The organism is Nonomuraea sp. NPDC003560 (assembly GCF_042878785.1).
GTDB lineage: Bacteria > Actinomycetota > Actinomycetes > Streptosporangiales > Streptosporangiaceae > Nonomuraea.
This window is the reverse complement of record NZ_JBIAOF010000001.1, coordinates 1173291-1193022: the sequence shown is the minus strand read 5'-3', so window position 1 is coordinate 1193022 and position 19732 is coordinate 1173291. Positions and strand designations below refer to the sequence as shown.

Annotated in this window: 18 protein-coding genes; 6 read left to right on the top strand and 12 right to left on the bottom strand. The window is 72.5% G+C overall.

The window, feature by feature from the left end; genetic code table 11:
- The first annotated feature begins 1013 nt into the window (after positions 1–1013).
- Positions 1014–2702: a glycosyltransferase family 39 protein gene (locus ACFYUV_RS05745; RefSeq protein ID WP_387665244.1), complete on the top strand. Its 1689-nt coding sequence runs from the start codon at positions 1014–1016 to the stop codon at positions 2700–2702.
- Between the two features lie 243 nt (positions 2703–2945).
- Here the strand turns inward: ACFYUV_RS05745 and tyrS are convergent, their stop codons facing one another.
- The gene (gene tyrS, locus ACFYUV_RS05740) at positions 2946–4211 is read right to left on the bottom strand and encodes a tyrosine--tRNA ligase (RefSeq protein WP_352330051.1); all 1266 of its coding nucleotides are present in this window, start codon (positions 4209–4211) and stop codon (positions 2946–2948) included.
- An 87-nt stretch (positions 4212–4298) separates the two neighbouring features.
- Here tyrS and ACFYUV_RS05735 point away from each other — a divergent pair, with 87 nt between their 5' ends.
- Positions 4299–4700, top strand: a complete 402-nt coding sequence (locus ACFYUV_RS05735; protein WP_387665241.1) for a PH domain-containing protein — start codon at positions 4299–4301, stop codon at positions 4698–4700.
- Here ACFYUV_RS05735 and ACFYUV_RS05730 read toward each other — a convergent pair.
- The 8 genes from ACFYUV_RS05730 to argC all read right to left on the bottom strand — a co-directional run bounded on the left by ACFYUV_RS05730 (position 4640) and on the right by argC (position 12547).
- Positions 4640–5410, bottom strand: a complete 771-nt coding sequence (locus ACFYUV_RS05730) for a DNA-3-methyladenine glycosylase (protein ID WP_387665238.1) — start codon at positions 5408–5410, stop codon at positions 4640–4642. The two genes, ACFYUV_RS05735 and ACFYUV_RS05730, sit on opposite strands and share 61 nt — an antisense overlap.
- On the bottom strand, positions 5392–6813 hold the full coding sequence (gene argH / locus ACFYUV_RS05725; protein WP_358285899.1) for an argininosuccinate lyase: 1422 nt from the start codon (positions 6811–6813) through the stop codon (positions 5392–5394). The genes ACFYUV_RS05730 and argH overlap by 19 nt, the downstream gene beginning before the upstream one ends.
- Before the next feature lie 78 nt (positions 6814–6891).
- The gene (locus tag ACFYUV_RS05720) at positions 6892–7401 is read right to left on the bottom strand and encodes an arginine repressor (protein WP_352330310.1); all 510 of its coding nucleotides are present in this window, start codon (positions 7399–7401) and stop codon (positions 6892–6894) included.
- Positions 7398–8345, bottom strand: coding sequence for an ornithine carbamoyltransferase (argF, locus tag ACFYUV_RS05715; RefSeq protein WP_387665235.1), 948 nt, complete (start codon positions 8343–8345; stop codon positions 7398–7400). Before argF ends, ACFYUV_RS05720 begins: the two co-directional genes overlap by 4 nt.
- Positions 8342–9508 (bottom strand): acetylornithine transaminase, encoded by a 1167-nt coding sequence (locus tag ACFYUV_RS05710; RefSeq protein ID WP_387665232.1) that lies wholly within the window; start codon positions 9506–9508, stop codon positions 8342–8344. The genes argF and ACFYUV_RS05710 overlap by 4 nt, the downstream gene beginning before the upstream one ends.
- Positions 9505–10380: an acetylglutamate kinase gene (argB, locus tag ACFYUV_RS05705; RefSeq protein WP_364340797.1), complete on the bottom strand. Its 876-nt coding sequence runs from the start codon at positions 10378–10380 to the stop codon at positions 9505–9507. Before argB ends, ACFYUV_RS05710 begins: the two co-directional genes overlap by 4 nt.
- On the bottom strand, positions 10377–11528 hold the full coding sequence (gene argJ, locus ACFYUV_RS05700; protein ID WP_352364964.1) for a bifunctional glutamate N-acetyltransferase/amino-acid acetyltransferase ArgJ: 1152 nt from the start codon (positions 11526–11528) through the stop codon (positions 10377–10379). The genes argB and argJ overlap by 4 nt, the downstream gene beginning before the upstream one ends.
- On the bottom strand, positions 11525–12547 hold the full coding sequence (gene argC / locus ACFYUV_RS05695; protein ID WP_387665229.1) for an N-acetyl-gamma-glutamyl-phosphate reductase: 1023 nt from the start codon (positions 12545–12547) through the stop codon (positions 11525–11527). Before argC ends, argJ begins: the two co-directional genes overlap by 4 nt.
- 164 nt (positions 12548–12711) lie before the next feature.
- Here argC and ACFYUV_RS05690 point away from each other — a divergent pair, with 164 nt between their 5' ends.
- Positions 12712–13251: a hypothetical protein gene (locus ACFYUV_RS05690; RefSeq protein ID WP_387665226.1), complete on the top strand. Its 540-nt coding sequence runs from the start codon at positions 12712–12714 to the stop codon at positions 13249–13251.
- Positions 13252–13266: 15 nt separating this feature from the next.
- Here the strand turns inward: ACFYUV_RS05690 and ACFYUV_RS05685 are convergent, their stop codons facing one another.
- From ACFYUV_RS05685 to ACFYUV_RS05675, 3 genes are read right to left on the bottom strand one after another with little or no spacing between them, the layout of a single operon-like run.
- The gene (locus ACFYUV_RS05685) at positions 13267–15306 is read right to left on the bottom strand and encodes a bifunctional aldolase/short-chain dehydrogenase (RefSeq protein ID WP_387665223.1); all 2040 of its coding nucleotides are present in this window, start codon (positions 15304–15306) and stop codon (positions 13267–13269) included.
- A 5-nt stretch (positions 15307–15311) separates the two neighbouring features.
- Positions 15312–16466: an L-rhamnose isomerase gene (gene rhaI / locus ACFYUV_RS05680; protein WP_387665220.1), complete on the bottom strand. Its 1155-nt coding sequence runs from the start codon at positions 16464–16466 to the stop codon at positions 15312–15314.
- A 10-nt stretch (positions 16467–16476) separates the two neighbouring features.
- Positions 16477–16794, bottom strand: a complete 318-nt coding sequence (locus ACFYUV_RS05675) for an L-rhamnose mutarotase (protein WP_352364954.1) — start codon at positions 16792–16794, stop codon at positions 16477–16479.
- A gap of 133 nt (positions 16795–16927) precedes the next feature.
- On the opposite strand from ACFYUV_RS05675, the gene ACFYUV_RS05670 reads away from it, so the two are divergent.
- From ACFYUV_RS05670 to ACFYUV_RS05660, 3 genes are all read left to right on the top strand, one after another.
- Positions 16928–17929: a LacI family DNA-binding transcriptional regulator gene (locus ACFYUV_RS05670; protein ID WP_387665217.1), complete on the top strand. Its 1002-nt coding sequence runs from the start codon at positions 16928–16930 to the stop codon at positions 17927–17929.
- Entirely contained in the window at positions 17926–19335 is a 1410-nt protein-coding gene (locus ACFYUV_RS05665) for a rhamnulokinase family protein (RefSeq protein WP_387665214.1), read from the top strand. The genes ACFYUV_RS05670 and ACFYUV_RS05665 overlap by 4 nt, the downstream gene beginning before the upstream one ends.
- A gap of 103 nt (positions 19336–19438) precedes the next feature.
- Positions 19439–19729: a hypothetical protein gene (locus tag ACFYUV_RS05660; protein WP_352364948.1), complete on the top strand. Its 291-nt coding sequence runs from the start codon at positions 19439–19441 to the stop codon at positions 19727–19729.
- Positions 19730–19732 lie beyond the last annotated feature (3 nt).

The following is a 19732-nucleotide window of genomic DNA, read 5'->3' as shown; positions in this document are numbered from 1 at the left end:
AGGATCAAACTCTCCAAACAATGCTTGGAAAAGTGGTTGAACCCAACCAAAAAGGAATCCGTCCATCCGAAGATTTGGACGGGGTTATGCATGTGTTTCATGCACTGGCTTTTAACACACTGTTGAGTTCTCAAGAAACGGACGCGTACTTCCTCACCAGAACCCGTTCCCGGATCCCCGCTCGGAGGCGTTCATTCCGTCTTCTTAATCTTAGCAGGCCCGCCGATTTCGTGTCAAATCCGGAGACTTGAACAAACCGGGCCAAACCTGTCTAGGATTGGATGCCCCGCTTCCGAGGCAACCCTCGTAACTTACCGTGTCATCCGGCACTTGTCGAATCAACCGATTATTCGGCGTGCTTCGGGCGCCAGAGGACAACCCATGCCAAAGCGCGTTGAAGCGCCTCGACCGAGGTGGCTTGTCATCTCAAGGGGCTTGTCCTGGGGCCCGTCCGCCTGATCGGCGTCCGGCTCGCTCCCGGGACGAAGTGAAAGATTAGGTCGCGATCCGCGACACGTCAAATCGACGGACGGGAGCATGGCGGAACGCGGGATGACCGTGCTTGTCACGCGTGCTGCGCGAGCCATCGTCGGCGAGGGCTGGTTGCGGGGTGGGGGCGATTGGTGGTGGGAGGGAGTGATCAGCGGTTCGAAGGGGGTTGGAGAAGGGCGGTAGGGGGTGAGGTCGGCCCGATGTGACGGAGGCAGTGCAGAGGCAGTGGAGTGGCGTGGTTCGTTCGGGCTCTGCGGGGCGGGGAGCGGGAGAGACTGCAGTACTTGCTGCTCTGAGGTGCGGGGTTGTGTTGTATGGCCGGTGCTCCAGCGCGTTCGCGACGAAGGCAGTGACTGGCGTGTGGAGGCTGTGGTGAGGGCAGGTCGCTCGGACGGTTGTCGGGTTCAGAGTGCAGGGCGGGGGTTCGGAGGGGCGCGTATTCTGCCCCGGTGACCACTGCCGCCACAATTGCCCCCTCGGTTCGACCTGTGACCCGTCTGCGTTCCTCTGCCCCTTGGTGGATGGCTTTGGTCGCGGGGGCGGTGGCGTTCTCGGGGACGGGGGCGGCCACCCTGAACGGTGACGAACTGGCCACCATCAGCGCGGCTTCCCGGTCACTGGCGGGGTTGTGGGAGTTGGCCCGGAACATCGACGGGCACTTCCTGCCGTACTACCTGTTCATGCACTTCTGGATTAAGGCCGGCACGGCTGAGCTGTGGTTGCGGCTGCCGTCGGCGGTGGCGATCGGGGTGGCGGCCTGGTTCCTCGCCGACCTCGGAAGGCGGCTGCACAGTGTGCGGGCGGGCGTGATCGGGGCGGCGCTGTTCGCGATCCTGCCGTCCGTCTCCTATTACGGGGCTTTCGCCAGGTCCTACGCGTTCGCGGCGGCCGCGGTGGTGTTCTCGTTCTGGGCGCTGCACCGGGCGGTGGAACGGCCGAGCGGGCGGCGGTGGGTGGCGTACGGGGTGGCGGTGGCGCTGGTGTGCTGCACACACCTGTTCGCGGTGCTGGCGCTGCCCGCGCACCTCGCCCTGGTGCGGCGTGGGGTGCTGGTGCGGATGGCGGTGGCGCTGGGGATCGGAGGTCTGCCCGCGGTCGTGCTGGGACTGGTCGGGTTCGGGGAGCGGCACGCGATCAGCTGGATCCCGCAGCGGGGGCCGGAGGTGTGGCTCAAGTTCCCGAAGATGGCGGCGGGCTCGACCGGGGCCGGGGTGCTGCTGTTCGCGGTCGCGCTGGCCGGTGCGGTGGTGCTCTGGAAGTCGACGGCGGGCCGTGATCGGGTGCGCGACGACGGGAGCCGGTCGGCGGGGGCTCGTCAGGCTTGGGGGCAGGGTGACGGTTCCGCGGGGCCTGACCAGGTGTGGGGGCTGGGTGACGGTTCCGCGGGGGCCGAGCAGGTGTGGGGGCGTGGTGACGGTTCCGCCGGGCCTGACCGGGTGCGGGGGCTGGATGACGGTTCCGCGGGGGCTGAGCGGGTGCGGGGGGAAGGTGACGGTTTCGCGGGGCTTGATCCGGGGGCCGGGGAAGGTGGTCGGTGGGCTGTTGCGGGGGTGGGGTGGCTGGTGTTGCCGCCGCTGCTGCTGCTCGCGGTCTCGCAGCTGGTGACGCCGGCGTACGTGGACCGGTACCTGTTCGTGACGGCGCCGGCGCTCGCGCTGCTGGCGGGGGTGGCCGTGGCGGGGGTGCCGCGGTTCCCGGTGCCGGCGGGGGTGGCCCTCGTGCTGGTGGGGGGTCTGCTCGCGGCTTCCGAGCATGTGACGGTACGCGAGGAGAACGGGCGGTTCGAGAACATCCCGTGGGCGTTGCGAGTGGTCAAGGCGGAGCCGGAGGACGCGATCGTGTACGGGCAGAGCCAACTCCGGGCCGGGTTCGACTACTACGCGGACGCGGCGATGCCGGACGACGTACTGAAGACAGGGGACGTGCCGGACGCCGACGGGTTCGGCTACCCCGAAAGGTCGGAGGTCGCGGCGGCGTTGAAGGGGCGCGACCGGGTCTGGGTGGTGTGGCGGGGTACCAAGCAGGCGGGGTTGCAGGGCGACTCCGTGCCGCGGGTGGCGCAGGTGAGGCAGGCGGGGTTCGAGCCCGTGTCGGTCAAGCACTCGGCGGATCTGCCGGGGCTGACGGTGGCCCTGTTCGAACGGAAGCCAGAACGGAAACCAGCACGGACGCCCACGCGGACGTCAGCGCGAACGTCAGCGCGGAAGTAAGATAGACGGGCCTCCCGGGGGGCCACCTCGCCATGGACAGTGGGCCTCTCAGGGCCCGCCTTGCCATGCCGCAACTGGCCCCGCAAGAGCTCGCCTCGCCATACAACAGAGTAGGCCGCAAGACCCGCCCGGCCGTACGAAAGGCGGGCCCCGCAAGACCCGCCCGGCCATACGGAAGGCGGACCCGCAGGACCCCGGCCATACGGAAGGCGGGCCCCGTAGGGCCCGCCTCGCCGGTCGTGATCAGGCGACCTCGACGCCGCCGATCGACTTCTTGCCGCGGCGCAGGACCATGAAACGGCCCGCCAGCAGGTCGGACGCCTCGGGCACGTACGCCTCGTCGGTGATCTTGACGTTGTTCAGGTAGGCGCCGCCCTCCTTGACCGCGCGCCTGGCCGCCGACTTCGACTCGACCAGCCCGCTGTCGGCCAGCAGGTCGACGAAGGAAGCCCCGAGCTCGGCGACGGTGGCCTTGGGGACCTCCGCCAGGGCGGCCTCCAGCGTGGCGGCGGGCAGGTCCTCCAGCGACCCCTGTCCGAACAGCGCCTTCGACGCGGCCATGACCGCTTCCAGCTCGGCGCGGCCGTGGAGCAGCTCGGTGAGGTCTTCGGCCAGCGTGCGCTGGGCCTCGCGGGCGAAGGGACGCTCGGCGACCGCCTTCTCCAGCTCTTCGATCTCCTCGCGGCTGCGGAACGTGAACACCTTCAGGTAGTGGATCACGTCCCGGTCGTCGGAGTTGAGGAAGTACTGGTAGAAGGCGTACGGGGAGGTCATCTCGGGATCGAGCCAGAGCGCGCCGCCCGCCGTCTTGCCGAACTTGGTGCCGTCGGCCTTGGTGATCAGCGGCTGGGTCAGGACGTGCACGTGGCCGCCCTCGATGCGGCGGATCAGGTCGGCGCCCGCCGTGATGTTGCCCCACTGGTCGCTGCCGCCGATCTGCAGGGTGCAGTTGTAGCGGCGGAACAGCTCCAGGTAGTCGTTGGACTGCAGGATCTGGTAGCTGAACTCGGTGTAGCTGAGCCCCTCCCCCGCGAGCCTGGCCGAGACCGACTCCCTGGCGAGCATGCGGTTGACCGGGAAGTGCTTGCCGATGTCGCGCAGGAAGTCGATGGCGCTGAGCTCACCGGTCCAGTCGAGGTTGCTGACCAGGCGGGCCGGGTTGGACTCCGCGTCGAAGTCGAGGAACTTGCCGACCTGGCCGCGCAGGCGTTCCACCCACTCGGCGACGATCTCGCTGGAGTTGAGCGAGCGCTCGGTGTTGCGGCCGCTCGGGTCGCCGATCAGGCCGGTGGCGCCGCCGACCAGGCCGATCGGGTTGTGCCCGGCGAGCTGCAGGCGGCGCAGCGTGAGCAGCGGCACGAAGTGGCCGATGTGCAGGGACGGCGCTGTGGGGTCGAAACCGGAATAGACCGTGATCGGTGCCTTGGCCATGGACGCGCGCAGGGCGTCGAGGTCGGTGGACTGGGCGATCAATCCTCGCCACGCGAGGTCGTCGATGATGTCGGTCACGGTGATGTGGCTTCCCTGAGTCGGAGTCGGTGCCTTTAGCCTGCCCGATCGGTGTGCCGGCGCGCCACTTGGATACGCTCGGTGTCCATGTGGAGGGTCCGTCGCGAGCTGGCCGTTTTCAAGATCTTAGGGGCTCTGGCGTGCGCCGGGCTCGCCGTCTTCTGGTGGGTGGACGGGGACGTGCGCGGGGTGATCCTCGCGGTGCCGGCGGCCGTGCTGGTGGGCGGGATGGGGCTGCGCGACGTGCTGGTGCCGGTGCGGCTGTCGGCCGACGCGGACGGGATCACGGTGGTGCACGGGTTCGCCGGCCGGCGGCACGTGCCGTGGGCGGCGATCGAGGACGTCACGGTGGACGTGCGCAGGCGGTTCGGGGTGCGCAGCGAGATGCTGGAGATCGACACCGGCGACCACCTGCACGTCTTCAGCGCTCACGAGCTGGGCGTCTCCCCCACGGAGGTGGCCGCGGAGCTGCGCCGGCGCGGCACGTGAGCCCGGTACGGCGAGACGGTCGGGTCGCCGTCGATCCAGAACCGCCACGGGGTCTCCTTGGCGGTCGAGACGCCGGTGCGCGGGCCTGACCTGATCGTGCCGGGGTCGGCGGGCCGGCCTTCGAGCACGGCGGCCGACCCGTGGGGCAGGCCGGTGAGCCAGGTCGCGTGCTCCGGCCCGTGACCGAAACGCCCGGAGTGCCCGGTGAGGGGATCGAGGGCCGCGGGTGCGCCTTCCCAGATCGCGTCGAGGCCGTTGTGCTCGCGCAGCAGGCCCAGCGCGACGGCCAGCCGGGCGGGGCCGCGGGCGAGGTCACGGTCCGGGACCCGCCCGCCCCTGCCGGCGGCGGGGGTGCGGCGGGTGCGGGCCTCGTCCAGGCCGGCGACGATCTCGCCGGCGCGGACCAGCACGGCCGAGCCGTGGCCCTCGGGCAGGCAGACGAGGTTCGCGCAGAAGTGCATGCCGTAGGTGAAGTACACGTACAGGTGGCCGGGCGGGCCGAACATGACGGCGTTGCGGGGGGTCCTGCCGCGGTAGGTGTGGGCCGCCGGGTCCTCGCCGGGGCCGCCGTACGCCTCGACCTCGGTGAGCCGGACGGCGACCGGGCCGTGCACGAGGACGCGTCCGAGCAGGTCGGGCGCGACCTCGTGCGAGGGCCGGTCGAAGAAACTCCGCGGCAGCGGCGCGGCGCTCAGTTGCCCGAGGCCCATGCCGCCTGCGCGTCGACCGCCTCGCGCAGGGCGACGAGCTGGTCGCGTACGCGGTCGGGCGCGGTGCCGCCGTGGGCCTTGCGGGCCGCGAGCGCGCCGGGCACGTTGAGCACGTCGCGGACGTCGGGCGTCAGGTGCGGCGAGACCTTGGCCAGCTCGTCGTCGCTCAGGTCGCCGAGGTCCTTGTCGTTGACCTGGCACCAGACCACCAGGTGGCCGACGGCCTCGTGCGCGTCGCGGAACGGCACGCCGCGCCGCACCAGCAGCTCGGCCAGGTCGGTGGCCAGGGCGAAGCCGTCGGGGGCCGAGGCCTCCATGCGGGCGGTGTTGACGCGCATGGTCGCGACCAGCCCGGCCATCGCGGGCAGGACGAGCAGCAGCGTGTCGACCGAGTCGAACACCGGCTCCTTGTCCTCCTGCAGGTCGCGGTTGTAGGTCAGCGGCAGGCCCTTGAGCGTGGTGAGCATCGACATGAGGTTGCCGATCAGGCGGCCGGACTTGCCGCGGGCCAGCTCGGCGACGTCGGGGTTCTTCTTCTGGGGCATGATCGACGAGCCGGTGGAGTAGGCGTCGTCCATCTCGATCCAGCGGAACTCCTGCGAGGCCCACAGGACGATCTCCTCGCCCAGCCGCGACAGGTGCACGCCGATCATCGCCGCGTCGAACAGGAACTCGGCGGCGAAGTCGCGGTCGGCGACGGCGTCCATCGAGTTGGGCGCGGCGGCGGAGAAGCCGAGCTCCTCGGCCACGGCCTGCGGGTCGAGCGGCAGCGAGGAGCCCGCCAGGGCGCCGGAGCCGAGCGGGGATACCGCGGCGCGCTTGTCCCAGTCGGTGAGGCGGTCGATGTCGCGGGTGAAGGCGTGGACGTGGGCCAGGAGCTGGTGGCCGAAGGAGACGGGCTGGGCGTGCTGCAGGTGCGTCATGCCCGGCGCGGCGGTCTCGGCGTGCTGCTCGGCCTGGGCCATCAGCGCGGTCTCCAGCTCGACCAGGCGGGAGACGATGCTGCGCACGTGGTCGCGGAGGTAGAGGCGCAGGTCGGTGGCGATCTGGTCGTTGCGGCTGCGGCCCGCGCGCAGCTTGCCGCCGAGCGAGCCGAGCCGCTCCAGCAGGCCGCGCTCCAGCGCGGTGTGCACGTCCTCGTCGGCCACGGTCGGGCGGAACTCGCCCGCCTTGCAGGCGGCCTCCAGGTCGTCGAGCGCGCCGATCATGCGCTCGAGCTCCTCGTCGCTCAGCAGCCCCGCCCTGTGCAGCACGCGGGCGTGCGCCCTGGACGCCGCCAGGTCGTACGGCACCAGCCGCCAGTCGAAGTGCACGCTCACCGACAGCCGGGCCAGCGCGTCGGACGGACCGCTCTCGAAGCGCCCGCCCCACAGCCGCATCGGCTTGCCATCACTCACCGTCATCTCCTCCATTTCCCACGCGACCATAGTGCAACTCAGCCCTTCTTTGCGTCAGGGGCGGCCGCGATCCCGGCGACCGGTTCAGCCACGCCGGTCCGCCACGCGCAGCAGCGCCTCGGCGACGGCCTGGCCGCCCGCCGGATCCCGGCTGATGACGAGGATCGTGTCGTCGCCCGCCACGGTGCCGAGGATCGACTCCCAGTCGGCGTGGTCGATGGCGGAGGCGAGGAACTGGGCGGCGCCCGGCGGGGTGCGGACCATGACCAGGTTGGCCGAGGCCTCGGCGGCCACCAGCAGCTCCTCGGCGATGCGGTGCAGCCGCGCCGCCGGGGTCTCGCCGCCGCCGCCGGTCCTGGTGAGCGGGATGCGGTCGCCGCCCTCGCCGGGCAGCGCGTACACCAGGGAGCCGTCGTCGGCGCGCAGCTTGAGCGCGCCGAGCTCGTCCAGGTCGCGGGAGAGGGTGGCCTGGGTGACCTCGACGCCGCTCTCGGCCAGCAGCTTGGCCAGCTCCGGCTGGGAGCGCACGGCCTTGCGCTGCAGCAGGTCGGTGATCTTCGCCTGCCGCGCGGCCTTGGTCATCGGGATGGTCATCCGCGGGTCACCAGCCAGTGGAGCAGGGCCTTCTGGGCGTGCAGCCGATTCTCCGCCTGGTCCCACACGACGCTGGCCGGCCCGTCGAGGACGTCGGCGGTGATCTCCTTGCCGCGGTAGGCGGGCAGGCAGTGCAGGACGATGGCCTCGGGCGCGGCGTGCTCCAGCAGCCCGGCGTTCACCTGGTACGGCGCGAACGCCGCCGCCCGCTCCTGCTCGCCGCTCTGTCCCATGGACACCCACGTGTCGGTGGCGATCACGTGCGCCCCCTGGACGGCGGCGGCCGGGTCGGTCATCGCGGCCACCGATCCGCCGGTCCTGGCCGCGACGGCGGCGGCCTGGCCGAGGATCACCGCGTCGGGCTGGTAGCCGGCCGGGGCGGCGATCCGGACGTGCATGCCGGCCGTGGCGCCGCCGAGCAGGTAGGAGTGGGCCATGTTGTTGGCGCCGTCGCCGACGTAGGTCAGCGTCAGCCCGGCCGTGCCGCCCAGCCGCTCGCGGACGGTCTGCAGGTCGGCGAGGATCTGGCAGGGGTGGAAGTCGTCGGTGAGCGCGTTGACGACGGGCACCGCCGAGGCGGCGGCCATCTCCTCGACGAGTCGCTGCCCGGTGGTGCGCCACACGATGGCGGCCACCTGGCGGTCGAGCACGCGGGCGATGTCGGCGGTCGGCTCGCCCCTGCCCATCAGCACCGCGACGTTGTCCACGACGAGCGGCAGGCCGCCGAGCTCGCCGATGCCGGTGTGGAAGGAGACGCGGGTGCGGGCCGAGGGCTTGTCGAACAGGACGGCGACGGTCTTCGGACCCTCGAACGGCCGGTAGCCGAACCGGTCCTTCTTCATCGCGGCGGCCAGGTCGAGGACCTCCGCCTGCTCCTCCGGCGTCAGGTCGTCATCCCTCAGGAAGTGTCTGACCTGCGCCGAGTCCGCGCGGTGCCGGGTCACGCCGACGCCTCCTCAAGGATCGCGGGGAACGCCTCGACGAAGGCGGTCACCTCCTCGTGGGTGACCACGAGCGGCGGCGCGAGGCGTACGGCATCCGCCTGAACGGCGTTGACCAGGAAGCCCGCCTCGGCGGCGGCCTGCTGCACGCGCGCGGACCGCTCCTCCGTCAGGACGGCGGCCAGCCACAGCCCGCGCCCGCGCACGCCCTTCAGCAGCGGGTGGCGGACGGCCTCCAGGCCGCCGCGCAGCCCGGCGGCGACCGACTTGACGTGGTCGAGGTCGAGGTTGTCCAGCACGGCCAGGGCCGCGGCGCACGAGACGGGGTTGCCGCCGAACGTCGAGCCGTGGTCGCCCTTGTCGAACAGCCGGCCGGCCTCGCCGAACCCGACGCACGCGCCGATCGGCAGGCCGCCGCCGAGGCCCTTGGCCAGGGTCAGGATGTCGGGGGTGACACCGTCGGCCTGGTGGGCGAACCAGTGGCCGGTACGGCCGATCGCCGACTGGATCTCGTCGGCGACCAGCAGCGCGCCGGTGGCGTCGCAGATCTCGCGGGCGGCCTCGAAGTAGCCCTCGGGCGGCGGGACGACGCCGGCCTCGCCCTGCGTCGGCTCCAGGAACACCGCGATGCAGTCGCCGGTCACCGCCTCCTTGAGCGCGTCGGCGTCGCCGTACGGGACGAAGCGCACGTCGACGGGGAACGGGCCGAACTGGTCGCGGATGGCCTTCTTGCCGGTCAGCGACAGGGCGCCGATCGTCCGGCCGTGGAAGCCGTTCTCGGCGGCCACGAAGTAGGAGCGGCCCTCGCGCCGGCCGTACTTGAGGGCGAGCTTGTAGGCGGCCTCGTTGGCCTCGGTGCCGGAGTTGGCGAAGAAGATCCGGGCGGGCGCGTTGAGCAGGCCGAGCAGCCGCTCGGCGAGCAGCACCTCGGGCTCGTGCAGGAACAGGTTGCTGGTGTGGGCGAGCGTGGCGACCTGCTTGGAGACGGCCTCGACCAGGGCGGGGTGGGCGTGGCCGAGCGAGCTGACCGCGATGCCGCCGATGAAGTCGAGGTACTCCTTGCCGTCGACGTCCCAGACGCGGGTGCCCTCGCCGCGGGCCAGGGCGATCGGGGGGACGCCGTAGTTGGGCATGAACGCCTGCTCGAACCGCTCGTGGAGGCTCATGAGGGCATCACCATGGTTCCGATTCCTTCGTTGGTGAAGATTTCCAGCAGCATCGAGTGGGGCACGCGGCCGTCGAGGACGTGCGCCTGGGGCACTCCCCCGCGCACGGCGGTCAGGCACGCCTCCATCTTGGGGACCATGCCGCTGGACAGCGTGGGCAGCAGCTTCTCCAGCTCGTCGGCGTCGAGCTGGTCGATCACGTCGGTGTCGTCGGGCCAGTTGGCGTACAGGCCCTCGACGTCGGTGAGGACGATCAGCTTCTGCGCGCCGAGCGCCACGGCCAGCGCGGCGGCCGCGGTGTCCGCGTTCACGTTGTAGATCTCTCCGTCGACGCCGGCGGCGACGCTGGAGACGACCGGGATGCGGCCGTCGTCGATCAGCGCGCGCACCGCGCCGGGATCGACCTTGACGATCTCGCCGACCTGGCCGATGTCCACCGGCTCGCCGTCGACGAGCGCGGGCTTGCGCTCGGCGGTGAACAGGCAGGCGTCCTCGCCGGACATGCCGACGGCGAACGGGCCGTGCCGGTTGACCAGGCCGACGATGTCGCGGCCCACCTGGCCGACCAGGACCATCCTGACGACCTGCATGGCCTCGGGCGTGGTGACGCGCAGGCCGGCGGTGAAGGTGGACTCGATGCCGTGTCTGTCGAGGGCGCTGCTGATCTGCGGGCCGCCGCCGTGGACGACGACCGGGCGCAGGCCGGCGTGGTGCAGGAACACGACGTCCTCGGCGAAGCCCTCCTTGAGGGACTCGTCGGTCATGGCGTTGCCGCCGTACTTGATGACGACGGTCGCGCCGTGGAAGCGGGTCAGCCAGGGCAGCGCCTCGATCAGCGCCTCGGCCTTGGTGGCCGCGGTGACGGCCCTCACGAGGAGTACGCCGAGTTCTCGTGGACGTACTCGGCGGTCAGGTCCGTGGTGTGGATCGTGGCGCTGTGGCGGCCGGCCGACAGGTCGATGGTGATCGTCACGTCCCTGGGGCGCATGTCGACCTTGGAGCGGTCGTCGCCGACGGAGCCGTCGCGGCAGATCCAGATGCCGTTGATGGCGACGTTGACGCGGTCGGGCTCGAAGGCGGCCTTCGTCGTGCCGACGGCGGCCAGGACGCGGCCCCAGTTGGGGTCCTCGCCGTGGATGGCGCACTTGAGCAGGTTGGATCGGGCGACGGTGCGGCCCACCTCGACGGCGTCGTCCTCGGAGGCGGCGCCGACGACCTCGACGGCGATCGCCTTGGAGGCGCCCTCGGCGTCCACGAGCAGCTGCCTGGCCAGGTCGGCGCAGACCTCCTGCACCTTCTGCCCGAACTCGGCCAGGTCGGGCCTGACCCCGGCGGCGCCGCTGGCCAGCAGCAGCACGGTGTCGTTGGTGGACATGCAGCCGTCGGAGTCGAGCCGGTCGAAGGTGGTCGCCGTGGCGGCGCGCAACGCCGTGTCGAGCTCCTCGCTGGTCAGGTCGGCGTCGGTGGTGATCACGCAGAGCATGGTGGCCAGGGCGGGGGCGAGCATGCCGGCGCCCTTGGCCATGCCGCCGACCATGTAGCCGTCGGCCCGCTTGAAGGAGATCTTGGAGACGGTGTCGGTGGTGCGGATGGCGTCGGCGGCGGCCAGGCCGCCGTCGCGGGAGAGCTGGCCCGCGGCGGTCTGGACGCCGGTCAGCAGGGCCTCCATCGGCAGCCGCTCGCCGATCAGGCCGGTGGAGCAGACCGCGATCTCGCCGGCGCTGTCGCCGATGACCTCGGCGACCTTCTCGGCGGTGGCGTGGGTGTCCTGGAAGCCCTCGGGGCCGGTGCAGGCGTTGGCGCCGCCGGAGTTGAGCACCACCGCGCGCAGCCGCCCGCCCGCCAGGACCTGCTGCGACCAGAGCACGGGAGCGGCCTTGACGCGGTTGGCGGTGAAGACGCCCGCGGCGGCGCGGCTGGGCCCGTCGTTGACGACGAGGGCCAGGTCGCGGGCGTCGCCGGACTTGATGCCGGCGGCGATGCCCGCGGCCCGGAAGCCCAGTGGGGCGGTGACACTCATGGAGCAACTCCTGTCAGGGGAAGGCCGAGCTCTTCCGGCAGGCCGAGGGCGAGGTTGACGCTCTGGACGGCGCCTCCGGCCGTGCCCTTGGTGAGGTTGTCGATGGCGATGACGGCGACCACGCGGCCGGCGCGCTCGTCGAGCGTCACCTGGAGGGCGGCGGTGTTGGCGCCGTACGTCATGGAGGTGGCCGGCCAGACGCCCTCGGGCAGGAGCCGGACGAACGGCTCGGCCTTGAGCGCGACCTCGTAGGCGGTGCGCAGCGACTCGCGGGTGAGGCCGGGGGCGGCGGGGGCGGTGCAGGTGGCCAGGATGCCGCGGCTCATGGGGGCCAGGGTGGGGGTGAAGGAGACGCGTACGGGGGCGCCGGCGACGGCGGACAGCCCCTGCTCCATCTCGGGGGTGTGACGGTGGACGCCGCCCACGCCGTACGCGCTGACCGAGCCCATGACCTCGCTGCCCAGCAGGTGGGCCTTGGCCGCCTTGCCCGCGCCGCTGGTGCCGCTGGCGGCCACCACGACGACGTCGGGGGCGGCCAGGCCCGCCGCGAAGGCGGGCCACAGGGCCAGCAGCACCGAGGTCGGGTAGCAGCCGGGGACGGCGACGCGCCGGGCCGTGCGCAGCACCTCGCGCTGGCCGGGCAGCTCGGGCAGGCCGTAGGGCCAGGTGCCGGCGTGGTCGCCGCCGTAGAACTCCTGCCAGGCCGCGGGGTCGGCGAGCCGGTGGTCGGCGCCGCAGTCGACCACGATCGTGTCCTCGCCGAGCTCGGCGGCGACGGCGGCCGAGTGGCCGTGCGGCAGCGCGAGGAAGACCACGTCGTGCCCGGCGAGCACGCCGGGCGTGGTCTCCTCCAGGACGCGGTCGGCGAGCTGCGGCAGGTGCGGCTGGTGGGCGCCGAGCAGGCTGCCGGCGTTGGAGGCCGCGGTGAGCGCGCCGATCTCGAACTCGGGATGGCCGAGCAGGAGGCGGAGCAGCTCACCTCCGGCGTAGCCGCTGGCTCCCGCGATCGCTGCTCTCATCCGGCCCTCCTGCATAACTATGCACCCTATCTCATGACCTTGCTTGTGAAGATGATGCACTCAAGAGGATGATTATGCAAGCCGGGACGGCCCGCGCCGGTGACGGGTCCATGTCCCAGTCCTTTCCAGGCCAATCCCAAGTGGCGGGCGGGATGCTGCCGGGCATGAGCGACTTCCTGCCCGATCTCACCTTCGTCACCCCGTCGCGCGGGCCCGGTCCCGGGCCGTTCGGGCGCGCCGTCATCGTGCTGCTGTGGGTGGGGATCTGCGTGCTGCCGGCGGTGCTGTCGGTCCAGGACTTCCGGCTGGCCACCGGGCGGACCGGCACGCCGGGGACACTGACCGTGCTCTCCTGCGCCGATCTGGGCCAGGGGCGTTACGACTGCAAGGGGCGGTTCACGCCCGACTCCGGCGGCCCGTCCGTGCCGGTGGACGCCTCCCCCGACTCCGCGGCGGGCGACGTGACGCGGGCGCAGCTCACGCCCGAGGGCGACCGCGCGGCGCCGGCCGGGACCAGGGGCGTGCTGGCCGCGATCGCCCTGCCCGCGGTGGGGCTGGGCGGGATCGGGTTCCTGCCCTACGTGCTGCTCCACTGGGCCGGGGCGGGGCGGCGGGCCAGGCGGGCGGCCGTGGCGGCGGGCTGCGTGGTCACCGCCGCCGGGGCGCTGCTGATGGTGGTGGGGGTGGTGGCGGCCTACTCGTGAGGCCGCCACCCGGGCTCACCTGAGGAAGGCGGCGGCGACGCCCGCGTCCACCGGGACGTGCAGGCCCGTGGTGTGGGTCAGGTCGGAGCCGGTGAGCGCGTAGACCGCGGCGGCCACGTGCTCGGGCAGGACCTCGCGCTTGAGCAGGGTGCGCCGGGCGTAGAACTCGCCCAGGCGCTCCTCCTCCACGCCGTACACCGCCGCGCGGTTGGCGCCCCAGCCGGAGGCGAAGATGCCCGAGCCGCGCACCACGCCGTCGGGGTTGACGCCGTTGACGCGGACGCCGTGCTCGCCCAGCTCGGCGGCCAGCAGGCGGACCTGGTGGGCCTGGTCGGCCTTGGCCGCGCCGTAGGCGACGTTGTTCGGCCCGGCGAAGACGGCGTTCTTGGAGGAGATGTAGACGATGTCCCCGCCCATCGCCTGATCGATCAGCACCCGGGCGCATTCGCGGGAGACCAGGAACGAGCCGCGCGCCATCACGTCGTGCTGCAGGTCCCAGTCGTCCAGGCTGGTCTCCAGCAGGGAGCGCGACAACGACAGTCCGGCGTTGTTCACCACCAGGTCCACGCCGCCGAAGGCGAGCACGGCGGCCCGTACGGCGGCCACGACCTGCTCCTCGGAGGTGACGTCCACCTCCACGGCCACCGCGACGTCGGACGCCCGGTACGCCCCGGCCCCGATCTCGGCGGCGACCTTCCCTGCGGCGGCCTGGTCGCGGTCGGCGAGCACCACGCACGCGCCCTCGGCGGCCAGCCGCCGCGCGGTCGCCGCGCCGATGCCCGAGCCCGCGCCGGTGACCAGCGCCACCCGCCCGGCCAGCGGCTTCGGCTTCGGCATCCGGCGCAGCTTGGCCTCCTCCAGCTCCCAGTACTCGATCCGGAACTTCTCCGACTCCGGGATGGGCGCGTAGGCGGAGACGGACTCGGCGCCGCGCATGACGTTGATCGCGTTGACGTAGAACTCGCCGGCCACGCGGGCGGTCTGCTTGTCCTTGCCGAAGGAGAACATGCCGACGCCGGGCACCAGCACGATCGCCGGGTCCGCGCCGCGCATCGGCGGCGAGTCCGGGGTGGCGTGGCGCTCGTAGTAGGCGGTGTAGTCGGCGCGGTAGGCGGCGTGCAGCTCGCGCAGCCGGGCGACCGCCTGGTCCAGGGGCGCGTCCGGCGGCAGGTCCAGGACCAGCGGGGCGACCTTGGTGCGCAGGAAGTGGTCGGGGCAGGACGTGCCGAGCGCGGCCAGGCGCGGGTGCTCGGCGCGGGAGAGGAAGTCCAGCACCTCCGGGGTGCCGGTGTAGTGGCCGACCTGCCGAGTGTCCGAGGAGGCCAGCCCGCGCACGACCGGGAACAGCGCGGCGGCCCGCGCGTGCCGTTCGTCCTCGGGCAGCGGCTCGTGGAGCACCGGCCCGAACGGGTCGGGACGGCCGTTCGCGGCCAGGTACTCCTCGGCGGTGCGGATGATCTCCAGGGAGCGGGCCTCGCACTCCTGCGAGGTGGCGCCCCAGGCGGTGATGCCGTGGCCGCCGAGCACGCAGCCGATGGCCTGCGGGTTGGCCTCCTTGACGGCGGCGATGTCCAGGCCGAGCTGGAAGCCGGGCCGCCGCCACGGCACCCACACCACGCGGTCGCCGAAGACGCGCCGGGTCAGCTCCTCGCCGTCGCGGGCGGTGGCCAGGGCGATCCCGGCGTCGGGGTGCAGGTGGTCCACGTGGGCGGCCTCGACCAGGCCGTGCATGGCGGTGTCGATCGAGGGGGCGGCGCCGCCCCTGCCGTGCAGGCAGTAGTCGAAGGCGGCGACCATCTCGTCCTCGCGCTCGACGCCGGGGTAGACGGCGGCCAGCGCGCGCAGGCGGTCCAGGCGCAGGACGGCCAGGCCCGCCTCCTTGAGCGTGCCGAGGTCGCCGCCGGAGCCCTTGACCCAGAGCAGGTCGACGTCCTGGCCGGTGACCGGGTCGGCGGCGCGGCCCTTGGCGGAGGTGTTGCCGCCGGCGAAGTTGGTGTTGCGCGGGTCGGCGCCCAGGCGGTGGGAGCGGTCCAGGAGCTCGTTGATGACGTCCATGATGGTCAGGCCCCCCAGCCGGCCTGCGTGCCGCCGACGCGCTCGGCAGCGATTTTCTCGAAATATCCGGACTTGGCGTACGCGGCCATCGGGTCGGGCGCGAGGCCCGTCTCCTCGCGCAGTTCGGCGAGCAGCGGCCGCACGTCGGTGTTGTAGGCGTCCATGAGCACGGCGTTCGCGCCCAGCACGTCTCCCCCGGCCTGGGCGGCGGCCAGCGCGTCCCGGTCGACGAGCAGCGCCTTGGCCGTGGCCTCCTGGACGTTCATGACCGAGCGGATCTGGCCGGGGATCTTGGGCTCGATGTTGTGGCACTGGTCGAGCATGAACGCCACGCCCGCGGCCAGGCCGCCGCCGCGCACGACCTCGTACATGATGCGGAAGAGCTGGAACGGGTCGGCCGCGCCCACCATGAGGTCGTCGTCGGCGTAGAAGCGGGAGTTGAAGTCGAAGCCGCCGAGCTTCCCCTCGCGCAGCAGGAACGCCACGATGAACTCGATGTTGACGCCCGGCGCGTGGTGGCCGGTGTCCACGACGACCTGCGCCTTGGGGCCGAGCCTGAGGCAGTGGGCGTAGGCGGTGCCCCAGTCGGGCACGTCGGTGGTGTAGAAGGCGGGCTCGAACAGCTTGTACTCCAGCAGGAAGCGCTGTCCCTCGCCGAGCCGGGCGTACACCGCGGACAGGGCCTCGGCCAGGCGGTCCTGGCGGGCGCGGATGTCGTCCTGGCCGGGGTAGTTGGTGCCGTCGGAGAACCAGAGCTTGAGGGTGTCCGAGCCGGTGGCGTCCATGATGTCCACGCACTCCAGCAGGTGCGCCAGCGCCTTGCGGCGGACCGCCGGGTCGGGGTTGGTGACGCTGCCGAGCATGTAGGCGTCGTCCTGGAAGACGTTGGAGTTGATCGCGCCGATGCCGACGCCGAGCTCGCGGGCGTGGGCGGCCAGGTGGCCGTAGTCGGCCACCTTGTCCCAGGGGATGTGCAGGGCGACCGTGGGCGCGACGCCGGTGTGGGCGTGCACCTGGGCGGCGTCGGCCAGTTTCTCGTACGGGTCGCGCGGCACGCCCCGCTGCGCGAACACCTTGAACCGGGTGCCGCTGTTGCCGTACGCCCACGAGGGCGTCTCGATGTGCAGCGCGCGCAGGGCGGCCTTGATGTCAGTGGTCATGACTTCCCGATCAGTCCAGGTGGAACACTTCGTCCAGCGGCCGCATGCCCTCGTCGGGCCGGCCGTCGAGGTCTTCGAAGAAGGGCGCCATCTCGGCCTGCCAGCGGGCGTTGACCTCGGTGGCCTCCATCGCCTTCCTGGCGGCCTCGAAGTCGGCGGTCTCCAGGTAGCCGACCAGCAGGCCGTCGTCGCGCAGGAAGAGCGAGTAGTTGTGCCAGCCGGCGCGGCGCAGCGCGTCGAGCATGTCCGGCCAGACGTCCCGGTGGCGTTCGCGGTACTCCGCCAGCCGCTCGGGACGGACCTTGAGCAGGAAGCAGACGCGTCGCACGGTCACCCCTCTTCAAAACGTTTTAATCTGTCGCGGAGGAAACTACGATCACACGGGGACGCTGTCAATGCGTCGCCCGGTCAGATCGGCGGCACTGGCCAACATCACCGTTGGTACGTTTTAATGTGGCGCCATGGCCATGGTCAGCATCAAGGACGTCGCCGCCCGCGCCGGCGTCTCCCCCGGGACGGTCTCCAACGTCCTGAACAGACCGGCGAAGGTCGCCCCGGCGACCCGCGAACGGGTGGAGGCCGCGATCCGGGAGCTCGGCTTCGTCCGGCACGGCTCGGCCTCGACCCTGCGCGCCGGCCACAGCAGGACGATCGGCCTGAGCGTCATCGACATCGGCAACCCGTTCTTCACCGAGGTCGCCGCCGGGGTCGAGGACGTCGCCAGCGAGCTGGGCTACGCGGTGATCCTCGGCAACTCGGCCGGCTCCCCGGACAAGGAGGAGCGCAACCTCGGCGTGCTGGCCGAGCAGCGGGTGCGCGGCGTGCTGATCACCCCGTCCGGCGAGGACCCGGCCCGGCTGGACCGGCTGCGCGAGCGCGGCATCAGCGTCGTGCTCGTCGACCACCCGGCCCACCGGCCCGACCAGTGCGCGGTCGCGGTGGACGACGTCGCGGGCGGCCGGGCCGCGGTGCGGCATCTGCTGGCCAGGGGCGGGCACGGCGTCGCGTACGTGACCGGGCCGCTGACCATCCGGCAGTGCGCCGAGCGGCGGCGGGGCGCGGCGCAGGCGCTGGCCGCGGCCGGGCTCGACCCCGCCTCGCTGCGGGTGGCCGGGGCGGCCGCGATGACCGCCCGCGCGGGCGAGCAGGCCGCCGCCGACCTGATGGCGGACGGCCTGCCCGAGGCCGTGTTCTGCGCCAACGACCTGCTCGCGCTGGGCGTGCTGCGGGCCCTGCTGCGCGCCGGGGTGCGGGTGCCCGACGACGTGGCGCTGATGGGCTACGACGACATCGAGTTCGCCGCCGCCTCGGCCGTGTCGCTCAGCTCGATGCGGCAGCCGACGTACCAGCTCGGCCGCATCGCCACCGAGCTGCTGCTGGACGAGTGCGACAACCCGGCCGAGCACGCCCACCAGCACATCATGTTCCAGCCCGAACTGGTCGCGAGGGAGTCCACCCAATGAGCCGATTCGCCGCCGTGGACCTGGGCGCCTCCAGCGGCCGGGTGCTGGTCGCCGACCTGTCGGACGGGCTCGCCACGTCCGTGGTCCACCGCTTCCCCAACGGCCCGGTCCGCCTGGCCGGCCGCCTCCACTGGGACGTCCTGGGCCTCTACCGCGAGATCCTGGCCGGTCTGCGCGCGGCCGGGCCGGTCACCTCGATCGGCGTCGACTCCTGGGCCGTCGACTACGGCCTGCTGGACGAGACCGGCGCGCTGCTCGGCAACCCGGTCCACTACCGCGACGACCGTACGCGGGGGGTGGCCGGGCAGGTGGCCGAGCTGATCGGGGCAGAGGCGCTGTACGCGGTGTCCGGGCTGCAGGTGCTCCCGTTCAACACGATCTACCAGCTCCTGGCCGACCGGCTGGACGGGGCCGCGACGATGTTGCTCGTCCCCGACCTGATCGGCTACTGGCTGACCGGCGAGATCGGCGCCGAGGTGACCAACGCCTCGACCACCGGCCTGCTCGACGTGCGCACCCGGTCCTGGGCGGTGCCGCTGATCGACCGGCTGGGCCTGCCGGAGGGGATCTTCCCCCGGTTGCGGCAGCCGGGCGAGCCGATCGGCGGGGTGCGCCGCGAGGTCGCGGCGGAGATCGGCTTCTCGGCGCCGGTGCGGGCGGTGGCCTCGCACGACACCGCCTCGGCCGTGGCCGCCGTGCCGGCCGCCGGGCCCGCGTTCGCCTACGTCTCGTGCGGCACCTGGTCGCTGGCCGGGGTGGAGCTGCCCGCCCCCGTGCTCACCGAGGCGGGCCGGGCGGCCAACTTCACCAACGAGGCCGGGATCGACGGCACCGTCCGCTACCTGCGCAACGTCATGGGGCTGTGGCTGTTGCAGGAGTGCCTGCGGGCCTGGCCCGGCTCCTCGCTGGACGACCTGCTGGCGGCGGCGGCGCGCGAACGTCCGTTCGCCGCCGTGGTGGACCCCGACCTGCCGGTGTTCCTGCCGCCGGGCGACATGCCCGCGCGGATCGCCGCCGAGTGCCGCCGCACCGGGCAGCGGCCTCCCTCGACGCCGGCGGGCATCGTCCGCTGCGTGCTGGAGAGCCTGGCGCTGGGGCACCGCAACGCGATCCGGCAGGCGATGGAGCTGTCCGGCCGCGAGGTGGAGGTCGTGCACCTGGTGGGCGGCGGGTCGCGCAACGAGCTGCTGTGCCGGTTCACCGCCGACGCCTGCGGGCTGCCGGTCGTGGCCGGGCCGGCCGAGGCGACCGCGCTCGGCAACGTCCTGGTGCAGGCGCGCACGGCCGGGCTGGTCGCCGACCTGGCCGGGATGCGCGCGCTGGTGGCCGACACGCAGGAGTTGCGCCGGTACGAGCCCTCCGGCGACGCCGCCGCCTGGACGGAGGCCGCCACCCGCCTGGCCTGACGCCAACTGTCCCCCAAGTGCGCCTTTGACCTGGGACTTCGGGTTTCCTCCTGCCTGCGAAGGGGAGGACCGGAACCGGGGGGCACGGGCGCCGGGGGGAACGATGCCGAGCAAGGAGCGGGTGCTGCGGCTGCTGTCGCAGGGGCTGGACTACGCCGAGATCGCCAGGTTGCTGGGCGTGCCCGCGGGGCGCGCGTACCTGATCGCGACGGGCGTGCCGGCCGACGGGAGCGACGCGGTGGCGCGCCGGCGCGGACGGCCCGGCCTGCTGGCCGGGCGTACCCAGCACCTGGTCAACCCGCGCGAGGTCGGGCCGGTCGAGCGCGGCGACGTGCGCGCCTGGATGCGCGAGCGGGCCTGGAGCGACCGGCGCATGCGCCAGACGGGCGCGTGAGCG

Excerpts from the sequence above, each read along its gene's own strand:
- ACFYUV_RS05660 (WP_352364948.1), top strand. The coding sequence starts at position 19,439 with ATGCCGAGCAAGGAGCGGGTGCTGCGGCTGCTGTCGCAGGGGCTGGAC.
- ACFYUV_RS05745 (WP_387665244.1), top strand. The coding sequence starts at position 1,014 with ATGGCTTTGGTCGCGGGGGCGGTGGCGTTCTCGGGGACGGGGGCGGCC.
- ACFYUV_RS05735 (WP_387665241.1), top strand. The coding sequence starts at position 4,299 with ATGTGGAGGGTCCGTCGCGAGCTGGCCGTTTTCAAGATCTTAGGGGCT.
- ACFYUV_RS05670 (WP_387665217.1), top strand. The coding sequence starts at position 16,928 with ATGGCCATGGTCAGCATCAAGGACGTCGCCGCCCGCGCCGGCGTCTCC.
- ACFYUV_RS05665 (WP_387665214.1), top strand. The coding sequence starts at position 17,926 with ATGAGCCGATTCGCCGCCGTGGACCTGGGCGCCTCCAGCGGCCGGGTG.
- argC (WP_387665229.1), bottom strand. The coding sequence starts at position 12,547 with ATGAGAGCAGCGATCGCGGGAGCCAGCGGCTACGCCGGAGGTGAGCTG.
- argH (WP_358285899.1), bottom strand. The coding sequence starts at position 6,813 with ATGACGGTGAGTGATGGCAAGCCGATGCGGCTGTGGGGCGGGCGCTTC.
- ACFYUV_RS05690 (WP_387665226.1), top strand. The coding sequence starts at position 12,712 with ATGAGCGACTTCCTGCCCGATCTCACCTTCGTCACCCCGTCGCGCGGG.
- ACFYUV_RS05710 (WP_387665232.1), bottom strand. The coding sequence starts at position 9,508 with ATGAGCCTCCACGAGCGGTTCGAGCAGGCGTTCATGCCCAACTACGGC.
- ACFYUV_RS05685 (WP_387665223.1), bottom strand. The coding sequence starts at position 15,306 with ATGGACGTCATCAACGAGCTCCTGGACCGCTCCCACCGCCTGGGCGCC.
- argJ (WP_352364964.1), bottom strand. The coding sequence starts at position 11,528 with ATGAGTGTCACCGCCCCACTGGGCTTCCGGGCCGCGGGCATCGCCGCC.
- ACFYUV_RS05730 (WP_387665238.1), bottom strand. The coding sequence starts at position 5,410 with ATGGGCCTCGGGCAACTGAGCGCCGCGCCGCTGCCGCGGAGTTTCTTC.
- ACFYUV_RS05720 (WP_352330310.1), bottom strand. The coding sequence starts at position 7,401 with ATGACCATCCCGATGACCAAGGCCGCGCGGCAGGCGAAGATCACCGAC.
- rhaI (WP_387665220.1), bottom strand. The coding sequence starts at position 16,466 with ATGACCACTGACATCAAGGCCGCCCTGCGCGCGCTGCACATCGAGACG.